A 14,379-nucleotide genomic window follows, 5' to 3' on the forward strand; every position below is an offset into this window, starting at 1 on the left:
ATAATGAATACTAAAATAAGCGACACCCTATCTGATGGGATACTTTCATCACGCCTAAAAAGAGTGCTAAAAAGCTTGGCAAGTCCACTGACTGAGCAAGCACCTTTAGATAGTGCGCTGGTATTGGAGTTTGACTTTCAGATTGACAGTACGTTGGTGGAAAAAGCGCTAAATTCGATTGTTGCTCGCCATGATATTCTTCGAACTCGGTTCGTATTAAGTGGCGAACAAGTGCATGTGCACGTATCACCAAAAAGTGCGATAGCGTTGCAACAGTTTAACCTGTCAGCGGATGAGCTGTTGGATAGTGAGCTCGTTGAGAAGTTAATACGTACCGAGCAAAATAAGCGCTTCGACCTCGCGTCAGAGCCCCTTATTGGCGCATCGTTAGTTGTATGTGACGGCGCATGCGAAGACGCGGGCAGTGTATTGATACTGCGTGTTCACAGTGCCATTGCTGAGCCAGAGTGCAAAGCAATCATATTAAAAGAGTTTTGTTCGATATATGAAGACTATGTCCGTGATTTGGGGCGTGCCTTAACACCTGTACAGCGGCAATATTTAGCGTGCCTTGTGGAACCAGATGCTGCCAAAAGTATGGCAGAGCCTGTGGGGCAAATATTAAATGCGCATGCGGGTGAAGGTGACGTACTTACACGGGCAGATTTGGCTCAGAGTGAGCACCCGCAAGATAGGTGTACTTTATTTGAACAGCACAACATAGGCGCAAATCAAGTTCGTAAGCTCAAGGAGTTCGCGCAATCAAAGGGGTTAACCGCTTTTACGGTTTTAAAATGTGCCTTTGATGTGATGTTAGTTAAAGCGGGTTTGGCCGATTGGCATGTAGGTCATGTGGTTTCCACTCGTCGCAGCAGCTTATCAAATGAGATGTTAGGGGCTTTTGACACGGTTATTGGCAGTCGTCATGTTGTCGATGAAAATTCCAGCCTTGATATCATTCTTGGGGCTGTACGGGATGCGCTGTTGGAGTCATTAGATGAGGTGGATGGGAAACAGCATCTCGACCTATTTACTCGCTTTGACAGCACGGCCCCTGCTTTTGATGTGGTGGTGAGTTATGAAAAGTGGCTCGGAGATAGCCAAGCATTAGCTCGTATCGGAGGTACGCTTCGTAAATGCCGCTCTATGCCGATAAATATTCCAGTGCCCTTATCAGTCAACATGGTTGAATCTTATCACGGTATGAATCTGGGCTGCCATTTTTCAGCTGAACAGTTTGAGCGTTCGACCATTCAGAGCATGTTGACATCATTCGAGCTGATACTTTCTGCGATATGCGACGAAGCTGCTTATGCAGTGAAAGATCTTCCCTTTATTGATCATGAACAGTTTCAGCACTTGATTCTTGGCATCAATAACAGCTGGGTTGATCACGCAAAAAGTCAGTGTATACACGAATTTTTTGAGCTCCAAGCAAATACCAGACCTAACGCCGTTGCGCTGATTTGTCATGACAGCTCAATGAGCTATGGTGAATTGAATAACAAGGCCAATCAACTTGCACATTATTTAATTGGCGATCATGGCGTACAACCAAACTCCTTGGTAGGTGTTTGTATGAGCCGCTCTTTAGAAATGGTTATTAGCATGATCGGAATAATGAAAGCGGGGGCGGCGTATGTTCCTTTGGATCCGACTTACCCCGAAGAGCGGCTTAACTATATGATTGAAGATAGCCAGCTCGCAGTGGTACTGGCAGATACGATTGGCGGTCAATCTTTGTCTACCTCATATCAGGGGACTGTCGTGGAGCTAGATGACTTTGCGACGACATCGAATCACTTTTTGGTCGACTATGATACTCGCAATCTTGATAAACGGACTTTGGGGCTAAACTCAGAACACCTCGCGTATGTTATCTATACGTCGGGCTCTACCGGAAAACCCAAAGGAGTCATGATAGAGCACCAATCAGTGTCGAATTTCATCTCAGGTATGTGTGATGCGTTATCGGTATCTAGTGAAGATAAGGTATTAGCGCAAACTTCCATTAATTTTGACATTCATGTTCTGGAGTTTTACGTCACTTTGGGTGCAGGTGCAGCACTCATCGTCGCCACTGATGAACAGCGCAAAACACCAGAAAAAATCACCCAATTAATTACAAACCATCACATCACATTAATCCAGGCGACGCCGAGTTTATGGAAATCTTTGTTCGATTTCGGCTGGCAAAGCAGCGCTAAAATGTCTCTGTTGTGTGGCGGAGAAGCCCTATCTCCGACGCTGTTAGAAACTTTCCACAATAAATGTCCTGACAGTCAGGTCTTCAACATGTATGGCCCAACTGAGACGACCGTTTGGTCTGCCATTGCAGCCCTCGATACGTCGTATTGCCACATGGGTAAAGCGATTCAAAATACGCAGTTTTATGTGCTTGATGAGGCACAGAGGGTTCTGCCTCACGGAACGATAGGGGAACTTTATATTGGTGGACAAGGGCTTGCACGAGGTTATTTACACAGGCTAAGTTTGACTGCTGAGCGTTTCATCGATAACCCATATTATGACCATAACGTCAAAGGTAGTTCTAAAAAGCTTTATAAAACAGGCGATTTAGTTAGGTATTTAGCAGATGATAACTTGGAGTTTATGGGGCGAATAGATGACCAAGTGAAGATCCGGGGGTTCCGAATTGAACTGGCTGAAGTAGAGAGTGCGTTGCACCGCCTCACAGGTGTGCACTCTGCAAAAGTGGTGGCAGCGCATATCGCGGACAGTCAGCAACTTGTCGGGTATGTAAAACAGCACAGCAAAGAAGCAAGTAATGCGGACTCGATTGACGCCATAAAAGCGGCATTGGGTGCCCAGTTGCCTGAATATATGGTGCCCAGCATACTGATTTTTATTGAAGAGTGGCCACTTACGCCAAATGGAAAAATTGACAAACAGGCATTGCCCGACCCAGAAAGTAGCAATTTACATGGTGAGTATGTCGCCCCGTCTACGGAAGTTGAAGAAAAGCTGGTGTATATTTGGGCTGAGTTACTGGGTTTGGACAGCGAAAAAGTCAGCTGTACAGCCAGTTTTTTTAATTTAGGTGGGCATTCATTGTTGGTGAATCAACTACTGCAAAATATAGAAAGTCAGTTGGCGGTTGAGTTGCAACTTGCGGAGCTGTTTAGCGCAGTAACCATTCACCAACAGGCTGAACTGGTGGCACTTGCGACCTCGCAATCAGCCCTTGATGAAGAACTTGAAGCTGCCGATGAGGTTGAGATTATGGCGTTTTAAGTTGCGAGTTTATGGATAAGGCACTTAGCGAACACAAGATTACTTTAGTATAAAATCTGCGCGTGCTCAGTCTGGCAGAGCACGCAGTGAATGGCGAGTTTGGAGATGTAAATGATTGTCTTTGAAAGTGCAGTTTATATAAATTAAGTGTTTTTCAAAGGTAAAATATTTGCATATAAAAATATTCATTAAATTTTTATTTAGATTTTATCATTTATTGGGTATAATAACCTTCCAGAGGAAAGAGGTGCGTATTACGCATCTTTTTTTATGTCTGTTTTTTATACAGCATAAGCTAGCAGCCTCCCTCAGGCTGAATACACACACGGCGATTCCTTTGGAGATTTTATGACAACAGTTTTACCACGCGTTGGTCTATCTGCGCTTAGTGCTGCGATTTTATCCGCAGTGAGCTTACCATCCTTTGCAGCTGAAGATACTCAGGCTAAAAATAATACTTTTGAGAAAATTGAAGTTACAGCACGTAAACGTACTGAAAGCCTGTTTGAAACACCAACCGCGATCACTTCTATTGGCTCGGAAGCTATTGAAAAAGGCAACATGAGCAATTTAGATGACATTGGTAAATTTGTTCCAAATCTAAATATCACTCGTTATGGTGTTGGTAATGCCGCACATGCTTCGGTATTTATTCGTGGTATTGGTCTTCAAGATCACGTTATCACCACAGATCCTGGCGTGGGTGTCTATGTTGATGGTGTTTACTTAGGCCGTCAAATGGGGTCTAACTTATCACTGCCCAATATTGAGCGTGTAGAAGTGCTTCGTGGCCCACAAGGCACACTATATGGTCGTAATACACTTGGTGGTGCAGTTAACATCATCACTAAAAAGCCAGGCAGTGAAGACATTGTTCGCGTTGAGTCGAAAGTAGGCTCTCGAGGCAGACTTGGTGGAGATATCTACACAAACCAAACCATCAATGACCAGTGGAGCTTTGCAGCTAACGCGTCTTATAAAGAGCGCGATGGTGTTGGCCATGCGGTAAACCTAGCGAACCCTGAAAAAGAAATTGGTGAAGAACAAGAAATGAGTGGTCGTTTGGCGCTTAAATGGCAGCCAAGCAGTGACTTTAGTTTAAATGTAGCCCTTGATGGGGTAGATAACGAATCAGGACAATCTCCTTACACAATTGAGGTAACAGGCGGTCTTGATGCAAATAACCCTGACAATGGCGACTTCCCATTACTGAAAGAGAGCATGTTACCAGACAACCCTGATGATTTAGGATCAACAGTGGCTGGTATTGAAAGCACTGATTATTCTGGTTGGGGTGCATCAGTGATCGCAGATTGGCAGGTAAATGATGTCTACGCGGTTAAGTTTATCACCAGCAAACGCAGTTCTGATTACACCGGTGGCCTTGATGATGATGGCACGCCACTTCATTTGTCAGAGTTTCCTGAAGAGGGTGGCGCGGATCAGTTTTCAGTTGAATTTCAGCTAAATGGTACATTTGATTCTTGGGATTTTGTATCGGGCTTGTACTACTTTAACGAAGATGGCTTCACAGCATCGGCACCTTACGTATATTCGCCATTCAATACGCCAGCTGCACCGGGCTCTTTCCGTATTGAACAAGAAACCGACTCTTATGCAGCCTACTTTAATGCGAGTTTCGACATTACCGAGCAGTTAAGCTTGGGTGGTGGTTTAAGATATTCAGAAGACTCAAAGGATGCAAAAGCGGACTTCACTTACTTTGCAAAGAATGCAGAAGCTGAGTTTGATGAAGTAACTTGGGATGTGAACGCGGCCTATCAATTAAATCGTGATATGAACGTTTATGCTCAAATACAAAAAGGGTATCAAAGTGGTGGTTTCCCGCCGCGCCCATTTGGTGGTGCAGACGCATTTGTGTCATTTGATGAAACTAAAGCGCTTAACTACGAAGTCGGCTTTAAAGGCCAAGTTCATGATCGCGTGTCTATGATGGTTGCGGTATTTATCACAGATTACACAGATTTGGCATTGCCATTTAATGACCCGTCAAATGGATTCAATACATACATTGAAAATGCCGGTGAGTCACGCGCACAGGGTATCGAGCTAGAAACAACAGTCGCTGTGACAGATGATTTTAGTATTCGCAGCTCAGTGGGCTATCTAGACTCTGAAATCACGCATGTTGATGAGGGTGTGCAAGGGATCACGGTAGGCAATGCACCAGCTTTGACGCCGCGTTGGACTGTTATGGTTGCCCCTTCATACTTTATGGACCTTGATTCAGGTGCGACGGTTGCTGTGAATGCAAGTTACTCTTACCGTTCTGATATGCAGGGCCAGTCAGTGAATAACCCAAATGAATTCATTGAATCTCGTGAGCTATTTGGATTCAATCTTTCTTATACTAACAGCGAAGGCGATACAGAAATTACCTTATATGGTGAGAATGTATTTAACGAAGTATATGATGTTGGCCGTTTGCAACAAGCTGGCTTTGTTGGTGTGATGCGCAGCAATGACCGAAGTGAATTTGGCTTAAAGTTCAGAAAAGACTTTTGGCTAGACTAATTTAACAATAAGGCCGGCCTATGCTGGCCTTTTCACTTTTGTAGAGAGTTGAAAGCGCTCTTTAAATTTGGCTTTTCGCAATGAATATTCAATGACAGCCTTGCTGGATTCCCCTACACTCTGCAATACACTCGACTCAAGCTGAAGATTGAATGCAGTTTACTGTTCACACATTATCTCGAATTATGGATGGCGTTAGCGCCATGGCGATTTCTGCTAAAGGAATTTCAATAGAGACTAAATCGGTCAAAAAACTGTATACGTGGCAGTCACAATCTCAGCCCCCCGTTATACTCAACGGTAAGATCACGCCAAAAATACAGGTTTTCACAGCCGATGCGAGCTTTAAAGTACGTATTCAGGCATGTGACATTGAGCTTGCACAATTTGAGCTGCAAAAGTTGTGGTTGAGCTCCCATGTGAACAAGCTAAAGCAAAGTATTTTGAAGTTAGAATCATTGCTGGAAAAGCGCTATTTATCACACAGTCTTTTGTCGGCTGCGCAGCGGATGACCTCTGAACTAGCCCAGTATTGGTTAACTTGGTCTTTAGACAAGCGGTTTGAACCCCATCTAGGTCAAACACGTTTTACACTAGAAGAAGTACATCACTGGCAGCAGCAGGATATCGATGAGTTCAGGGAAGCTTTTATTAAAAAGCAGTTGCATGACTTTGAAGCCTATTTTGATTCAGTAGCAGCACAGCCGCTAACGATTGCACAACGTCGAGCCTGTGTGGTGGTTGATGAAAGGCAACTATTGCTTGCCGGTGCAGGCACTGGGAAAACCAGTGTGATGATTGCCAAAGTGGGTTATTTGTTGGCGTCAAAAATTGCGCAGAGTAGCCAGATACTGATGTTAGCCTATGGCAAAGACGCAGCAGATGAAATGCATCAACGCTTAAAGTATGCAAGGCTTGATGCCACATGCCGAACATTTCACAGCCTTGGGACATTTATTCTAACGGAGGTAGAGGGTCGTGCGCCAGTATTGTCAAACATGTCTAATAGCGAGCAGCAAAAAAGACAGTTTATACATGAAACACTGGTGTCTCTGTGCCAAGATCAAGAGTTTAAAACACGTTTTCTTACGCTACTAAAGTCAGAATTTAAATTGGTAAAAAGTGATACCGAAATTGATTTTGCTTCGCCGTCTGTGTCACGTGTCGTGCGACTGTTTAGTGAACTGATAGGTTTATATAAACAGGCTGCAAGTGTAGGTAATATGCAGCACATAGAAGGGCAGTATGAATCAGTATTGGCGGTGTTTCGTCCAGTATTGACTGAATACCAGTTGTATTTATCCAATGAGCAGAGCATTGACTATGACGATATGATCAGCCGAGCGATTAAGTATGTAAAGTCAGGTCAGTTTCAAAGCCCCTGGGTTCATATTTTAGTGGACGAGTTTCAAGATATCTCCCCTGTGCGTGCGGAACTTGTGAAAGTACTTCTTGCCCAACACTCTCGTAGCCACCTGTTTGCAGTTGGGGATGATTGGCAATCTATATACCGCTTCAGTGGTGCTGACCTCACACTAACAACACATTTTGCACAGCACTTTGGTCCATCGACTGTGATGCAATTGGATAAAACCTTTCGCTATGGTCAAGATTTGTTAGATTTAGCCAGTGACTTTATCTGCCAAAACCCTCAGCAAATTGTCAAACAAGTGCGAGCACAAAGCGTGCCTGATGAGCCATCCGTTTTGATCACCCCAGAAGTATCAGAGAACTCATTCACTTTGGTAATTAAAAAAATAGCGGGCAACTCAGCACGTAACGTGTCGGTGATGATTTTGGCGCGTTATCATAAACAATTGCCGTCAAAAGAAGCCTTGTTATTGTTGAATGAGCAGTACACACACTTGAATATTAGTGCAATGACATTTCATGCGGCAAAAGGTAAAGAAGCTGACTACACGATTTTGACAGGCCTTGATAGTGACTCAGTCCCAGCAAAGCGAAAAAACGATGAGCTTGTTGAAGCTTTTTTGCCCAATCTGGAAGCTTATCCAGATGCAGAAGAAAGGCGTTTATTCTATGTTGCCCTGACTCGTGCAAAGCGTCAGGCGTATATCATGTCTCCGAAAAAGCCGAGTCATTTTATTGCAGAAATATCGACCCACCTTTAGTTAAGATATTGAGAATATTCATCACATAATTAGAAATGTCGTCCAGTGAGAGCTAGAGTTTGAGTATCACAGCCTACATTTGGAGCCTACAATGGCGGAAAATATACTGGCAGATGCACTGGTGCGGCTCGCGACGATTGCAAATCAACTAAACATTTCTAGAGATACACTTCAGGCTTTAAGTCAGCCTTTATGCACCCTAACTTGTTACGTGTCCATTCGTAAAGACAATGGGAAAACAGCCTACTTTAATGCCTATCGCTGCCACTACAATAATTTGCTGGGACCAACAAAGGGCGGGATCCGATTTCATTTGGATGTCGACCAAAGTGAGGTTGAAGCCTTGGCGCTTTGGATGACGCTCAAGTGCGCCGCGGTCAATGTGCCATTTGGTGGGGCAAAAGGGGGCGTCGCCGTTGATGCAAAGTCGTTATCTGCACTTGAAATAGAGCGCCTTTCCCGTGCTTATGTTCGCGCAATGGCCGACTTCATTGGCCCGGATACAGATATCCCTGCGCCGGATATGTATACCAATGAGCGGATCATGGGCTGGATGATGGATGAATATCAAACCATTACGCGCTGTAAATCCCCATCGGCATTCACTGGCAAGCCGCTCGTCTTTGGCGGTAGTCGTGGTAGAGATACCGCAACAGGAACAGGGGCGTTTTTATGTATTGAAGCACTGGCCAGTAAACTTGACTGGCAGAGGAATAAAAAAACGGTTGCCATACAAGGATTTGGTAATGGTGGTGCGCAATGCGCAAAACTGCTCCAACAAGCGGGTTATAAAGTTGTCGCCGTCAGTGATTCTCAAGGAGCCATATACGCAGAAGGTGGATTGGACATTCAAAGTATTGAGTTCAAAAAGCAGCACAGTAAACAACTTCAAGCTGTTTACTGTGAAGGCTCGGTATGTGAATTGATAGAGCATACCAAGCTCTCCAATCAGGCACTGTTAGAGCTCGATGTCGATATCTTAGTACCAGCGGCAATCGCAGGGGTGATCACCGACAGCAACGCAGCACAAATCAAAGCAAAAACAATCGTCGAAATCGCTAATGGGCCAATTAGTGCAAAAGCCGATGTCATTTTGAAAGCTAAAAATACGTTGGTGATCCCAGATATTTTAGCCAATGCAGGAGGGGTGATTGTAAGCTACTTTGAGTGGTGCCAAAATCGTCAGGGAATGCAGTGGAGTGAAGACAAAGTCGCGAAAAAATTGTCAGAATATATACACAACGCATTTGAAAAAGCGTGGTCCTTGCATGTAGCTGATAACCTCGGTATGCGAGAAGCTGTTTATGCGCTGGCTTTGAACAACTTATCGATGGCGATAGAAGCGCATGGAACCCATGAATACTTTAGTGCTAATTCTTAATCCAGAGTCAAAGATACCCATTGGCGTTAGAATAATTACACAATACTAAATCACGCATCTTCCAATACTATTCTCATAATAATTGCATTGCTGGTTGTTTTTTGTACTGTTGCGGTATAAAACGGCAAGAGGTAACCAAATGTAATGCATATTTAATGGCCACAATCGACGCAATTTTAAAGACTAAAATTTCTATAAAATACGTAGTTCTCTTACTCATAAGTATATACCTTATCGATACTTTAACGAATCGTCAGAGCGCAGTCGCTCTAGCCGACTCTCACATTGATAATCAAGTTGACGGTGTATGTCTCGAAGTCCCAGTTAAGCATGGCGTACCGTTAGAGGGTGAAAGCCCAGCTCCCATCAGCATGACCTCCTCAGAGCATGGCACAAAGTCAAATGTATTTTCTCTGCCTGAGGAGCAAATAGGCGTGACGCAACTTTTCACGCCTAACGAAGATATCCATGTATCACAAGCGCGCTTTTCTCAACTTCAATCAGCATTAGCTATCAAAGACATTGAGCTTTATATCCAGTCTCAACGTGAGCGGGTTGATAAAAATATCGCGACAATGTTTGCACAAGAGCCCATTGATGAAGAGTGGGCGATGCCGCAAGAGCAAGTACTCACTGAACTTTTCGACACGGACGGATTAAGTATATACCCGTTCGAGCGTGCAAAATGCCGCAGTAATCAATGTGCGATCAGTGTTTTTGTGGCAAGTGATGACGAGGTGCGTACGCTATCTATGGATTTAAGCTCCGCGCTGGATGAACAAGCTGGTGGTCATGGGGCGTTACCTATGATGATAGAAAAAGACCCATTAACGGATGAAGTGACTGTTTATATTGCGCGGACTATGCAGGGGTTTAATTTGTCAAATACTGATGTGGAATTTCGTCAAAACACAGGGCAGTAAAGAAGCGATAAGGTACATCTGTTTATTTGCTCATTGTGGCGCAGTATGGACCAGCAGTGTTATGTAGCCAATGTGTGTTTGGCGTCGAAATAAGTTCAATAGTGGTGATGATCGATAATAAATTGTACGTATTGTCGATGGTATGGAGTTGGTCCAAGAAGTCAAAATCTGAACAGGGCCATAAAAGTACAAAGCGAAGTTTTTCAATGTTAGTTAAACATTTTTCATTACGGACATATTAATCATTAAGGAGATTAAGCATGCATAAGTTATTGCAAGGTACAGTATTAGCAGGGCTACTCATGGCCTCAGGACAGGCGCTCGCATGGTCATCAAGTGATCCAAGCTTTAATGACAACTGCAGATGGCAGTTAGTTAAAGTGCATCGTTACACAGGATTCTATGGTGAAGAGTATCGCGCGATTGGTTCATGTAAATATCAAAATAAATTCTTGAACTATAGAAACTCATATATCCATTACTGGTAATAATAGCTAAGCCGCGAAAAATGCGGCTTATTTTTTTTGCTCGGAGAAACTTTATTGGCCCATCTTGGTTGCAACAAAAGCCAGTTATTTATAATTTAAATAGGTACATGTTTTTCAATAAAAACTTTGTCGCACAAAGCGTTCAGTACATATTTTTCATTATCTATTTGTTATCTAAATTTATATTTCTTTTCAAGTATTAAAGTTGCTTTGAGGTCTTTAATCACCTTGGAATGAACTGGTTATTTATGGATCTTACTTTTTAGATGTGAAGTTCTGGTTTAATAAGGTGAAAGGGTATTACCTGTGATTGGTTTTAATATAGGAACTGTACGGCTGGGTTAGCTTGCATGTGCGCAAAAAATATCGATATAGCTCCATTTTAGTGCGCACATATTTTTATTACACTAAATATAATTAGTGACAGTTACCCGTATAAATACCACATGGTTGGCCTGGACGCTGTTGAGTCCAGCAAACACCATCTGTATTGCACAGATCAACACTCATCTCAAAGCCACCAGCTACTTGTGGCGTAGCGCCTTTAGGTAGTGCATTTTTAGCTGACGTTAATTTTTTAATACTTTTTTTATTTAGCTTTAAGTTCATAATAAATATCCTTCTTTTTTTGTTTGTACTTACTTCTTAGGTTTATATTTAAGTAATGTCATTATTATTCACCAGGCTGATAGTACGGTGATTCAGCCTTATTACCACTTAAATACTTTATTGGTAAATGTGAATTTAGGTGACATTAATTTATTAATACCATGAAAGGAAAATAAAAGGCAAGCATGTTTTTTAGACTGGCTGAATATCTGTGTGTGGGGCGAAGCAGTGATTGGAAAGAGAGGAAATGCCTGTCACCGATACGCATGCGTACAGGTGACAGGGGGCGTTTATTTAAAAGCTATATGAGGCTTTAGCATATACAAACCTGCCATCCGTGTTGTAAGCGGAGAAAGCAGAATATGGGAAGATCTGGTTAAAGTTACTAAACCCAATATTACCAACCGTGTCTTGCGGGTATTGATCAAATAAGTTATTTGCACCAATAGCAAAGCGCCACTGTTCTGAGTACTGATAAGCCACTTCTAAATCGGTGATCCATTTTGCCTCTAGTACTTCGTCTTTTTCGACTGTACTTGAGGAATCTGTTGTTTCACCGTAGCGAGTTGCTTTTAATATCGCAGTCCAGTTTTGATACTGCCATGTTGCAACTAAGTTGAGCTTATCTTGAGGCGTTCCCTCTTCAAAGCGAGCAATTTCTCTACGCGCAAAATATTGGTACTCATCACCTAGTGCAGCAAGCTCTGCTGGATTGTTTTTGACTCGTGTCACTTCAGTATCGTTTAAGTTAAGTGCCGCACTTACATTAAGACTGCCTAAAGTGCTTAGATCAAAGTTGTAAGTGGCGACGATATCGACACCCTGAGTGCGCGAGTCGATGGCATTTGTAAAGTATCTGACGCGCTGGACATTATGCTCTCCGGCATTGTTTAGAATGTGTTCGACGGCGTCACCACTTAGGTTCTCTGATAGTACAATTCGGTCGTCTATATCTATGCGATAAGCGTCAAGAGTTAAACTAAATGCATCATATGTATAAATAAAACCAGCAGTCATGTTTACGGACTCTTCTGCATCTAGAGGGCGTGCGCCAAGTGCTTGTGCCGCCGGGGTATCGACTGGGAATAAACCGACTTCATTTGGTACACCGTTTTCAAAGACTGTTGCTACTGACTTGTATGATGATTGTGCTAATGAAGGTGCTCGGAACCCTGTGCTGATAGCCCCTCTAAAAGACAAAGCATCATTGATAGCATAGCGTGTCGCAAGTTTACCCGTTAAGGTAGAACCGAAGTCGCTATAATCTTCATAGCGTGCAGCAGCAATTAGGTTCCAGTCGGCGTTCAGATACGTATCAAACTCTGTGAATAGTGCAAAGTTATGGCGAGATTCATCAACCGCACTTGCCGGCGAAAAGCCTGCTAAAACCTGTGCGCCGCCAGCGGCAACAGGAGTGCCATCAGCGTTGAGAACAGTCAGATAAGACGCTTCTTCACCAACCTCAATTTGGTAGGATTCATTGCGGTATTCGCCACCAATGGTGATAAATACTTCTTCATACAAACCAAAATCAAAGCTGTTCTTAGCGTCAAAGTTGAGCGTAAGCTGGTCATAAATGAGTGCACCGTTATCAAACTCGGTCGGGCTCGTTGTGCCCATTGACGTGTTTAAGCTATTGGTGACACCAAAATTGAACTGGTTTCGGCCATAGTTTACGCTGCTGTCTAAATCCCATCCTGCCAGATGTGATTTTGCGCCAATTGCCAACGCAAAATCATCTACCTTGGTTGTAATTTGTGGCAAGAAGCCATTCGGATAAATTTCGACGACATTTCTTTTGTCGTTAGCGCGACGGAAAAAGCCGCCCGAGTTACCTTCACGTTCTGAGTAACTGCCAAATGAATAAACAGACAGAGTGTCAGACAGGTCATAACCTGCGTTGTAAAAGAATGCGACATCTTCAATATCAGCTTTACCAAATCTATGGTTATAACGTTCGGCCTCGAACTCTCTTGGGTCTAAGTTGCCTTGCTCATCTCTGGCGTACTGCTCTCTTGGGTCAAAACCTGAGCGATTTGAAGGGGCTTTATTACGCGCTTCAGCACTGAGGTGAATATAACCATTTTTGCCTAAAGGTAGGCCGATGTTACCGCTCAGAGTGCCTGTGTTACCGTCACTTATGCGTCGGTCTTGTGCTAGGTTAAATGCAAGGTCGCCCTGGTCATCTTGATAAGCGCTTTCAAGTTGTTTTGCACCGGCCATTTGCGTGTCATATTTACCATAGGTAAAGTTTATAGAGCCGCCACTGTCCGCATCTTTCAATACAATGTTGATAACGCCTGCAATGGCGTCCGAACCGTATTGTGCTGCTGCACCGTCTCTAAGCACTTCAATGCGCTTAATTGCCGCTGTAGGGATCATGTTGAGATCAACCGCTGATGAACCTCGTCCGACAGTACCATTAAGGTTTAACAGTGCACTAGAGTGGCGGCGTTTGCCATTGATCAATACTAGTGTGTGATCAGGAGCTAAACCTCTCAAAACAGCTGGGCGGGCATGATCTGTGCCATCGGCAAGCTGTGAATTTGGAAAGTTAAAACTAGGAATAAGGGTGGTCAGTACTTGGCTTAACTCCAACTGACCTGAGCTATTAATTTCGTCCAAGCCGATGATATCGACAGGTACTGTACTTTCGGCAATGCTACGTAAACTGCGTCGAGTTCCTGTTACTTCGATAACTTCTGGCTTTAGTTCAGGAGACTGACTTGAAGATGCCTGCGCAGTGATGGTGAAAGCAGGTGCAGAAGCGAGTATCAGGCTAACTGACGCTGCCAAGAAGCTTGGTTTTAACATGGTATATCCTAGCGAGTTGATTTCGGTGATATGAATAGCTCAATGAATGAGACTGATTGTTCTATGGAGGGGGGATACTAAAGAGTAATTTATGCGTCGTTAAATTCAATTTTGTTATAGTTTATAACTTCTAACCTTTGGCTATTTTATCAGAAAAACATCGCTACCTACCGCTTTCAAGTTATTAATAAAATTAAATATATTAATTTTTTGAGTGCTGTATTTTAACATTCTCAACTTTT

Annotated in this window: 8 protein-coding genes; 6 read left to right on the plus strand and 2 right to left on the minus strand. The window is 43.3% G+C overall.

Annotation, left to right across the window (positions count from 1 at the left end):
* Window positions 1-3: 3 nt before the first annotated feature.
* From MHN81_RS11720 to MHN81_RS11745, 6 genes are all read left to right on the plus strand, one after another.
* Window positions 4-3,255, plus strand: a complete 3,252-nt coding sequence (locus tag MHN81_RS11720) for a non-ribosomal peptide synthetase (protein WP_023398735.1) — start codon at window positions 4-6, stop codon at window positions 3,253-3,255.
* A gap of 348 nt (window positions 3,256-3,603) precedes the next feature.
* A complete protein-coding gene (locus MHN81_RS11725) occupies window positions 3,604-5,790 on the plus strand; it encodes a TonB-dependent receptor (RefSeq protein ID WP_063383398.1) in 2,187 nt (728 codons plus the stop codon).
* A gap of 152 nt (window positions 5,791-5,942) precedes the next feature.
* The gene (locus tag MHN81_RS11730) at window positions 5,943-7,922 is read left to right on the plus strand and encodes a UvrD-helicase domain-containing protein (RefSeq protein WP_239425795.1); all 1,980 of its coding nucleotides are present in this window, start codon (window positions 5,943-5,945) and stop codon (window positions 7,920-7,922) included.
* Between the two features lie 91 nt (window positions 7,923-8,013).
* Window positions 8,014-9,303: a Glu/Leu/Phe/Val dehydrogenase gene (locus tag MHN81_RS11735; RefSeq protein ID WP_239425796.1), complete on the plus strand. Its 1,290-nt coding sequence runs from the start codon at window positions 8,014-8,016 to the stop codon at window positions 9,301-9,303.
* 155 nt (window positions 9,304-9,458) lie between these two features.
* The gene (locus tag MHN81_RS11740) at window positions 9,459-10,226 is read left to right on the plus strand and encodes a hypothetical protein (protein ID WP_239425797.1); all 768 of its coding nucleotides are present in this window, start codon (window positions 9,459-9,461) and stop codon (window positions 10,224-10,226) included.
* A gap of 260 nt (window positions 10,227-10,486) precedes the next feature.
* Window positions 10,487-10,714, plus strand: coding sequence for a hypothetical protein (locus MHN81_RS11745; protein WP_023398741.1), 228 nt, complete (start codon window positions 10,487-10,489; stop codon window positions 10,712-10,714).
* Window positions 10,715-11,131: 417 nt separating this feature from the next.
* Here the strand turns inward: MHN81_RS11745 and MHN81_RS11750 are convergent, their stop codons facing one another.
* The gene (locus MHN81_RS11750) at window positions 11,132-11,323 is read right to left on the minus strand and encodes a hypothetical protein (RefSeq protein WP_023398742.1); all 192 of its coding nucleotides are present in this window, start codon (window positions 11,321-11,323) and stop codon (window positions 11,132-11,134) included.
* Between the two features lie 294 nt (window positions 11,324-11,617).
* Complete coding sequence (locus MHN81_RS11755) at window positions 11,618-14,137, minus strand: TonB-dependent receptor (protein ID WP_239425798.1); 2,520 nt, start codon at window positions 14,135-14,137, stop codon at window positions 11,618-11,620.
* Window positions 14,138-14,379: the final 242 nt, after the last annotated feature.

Origin of the sequence: Pseudoalteromonas sp. Of7M-16, from assembly GCF_022347805.1 — a bacterium.
Lineage (GTDB): Bacteria > Pseudomonadota > Gammaproteobacteria > Enterobacterales > Alteromonadaceae > Pseudoalteromonas > Pseudoalteromonas luteoviolacea_F.

Bases quoted from the DNA above. Each gene is read 5' to 3' on its own strand.
- MHN81_RS11740 (WP_239425797.1), top strand. From the start codon at position 9,459: ATGGCCACAATCGACGCAATTTTAAAGACTAAAATTTCTATAAAATAC.
- MHN81_RS11755 (WP_239425798.1), bottom strand. From the start codon at position 14,137: ATGTTAAAACCAAGCTTCTTGGCAGCGTCAGTTAGCCTGATACTCGCT.
- MHN81_RS11750 (WP_023398742.1), bottom strand. From the start codon at position 11,323: ATGAACTTAAAGCTAAATAAAAAAAGTATTAAAAAATTAACGTCAGCT.
- MHN81_RS11745 (WP_023398741.1), top strand. From the start codon at position 10,487: ATGCATAAGTTATTGCAAGGTACAGTATTAGCAGGGCTACTCATGGCC.
- MHN81_RS11720 (WP_023398735.1), top strand. From the start codon at position 4: ATGAATACTAAAATAAGCGACACCCTATCTGATGGGATACTTTCATCA.
- MHN81_RS11735 (WP_239425796.1), top strand. From the start codon at position 8,014: ATGGCGGAAAATATACTGGCAGATGCACTGGTGCGGCTCGCGACGATT.
- MHN81_RS11725 (WP_063383398.1), top strand. From the start codon at position 3,604: ATGACAACAGTTTTACCACGCGTTGGTCTATCTGCGCTTAGTGCTGCG.
- MHN81_RS11730 (WP_239425795.1), top strand. From the start codon at position 5,943: ATGCAGTTTACTGTTCACACATTATCTCGAATTATGGATGGCGTTAGC.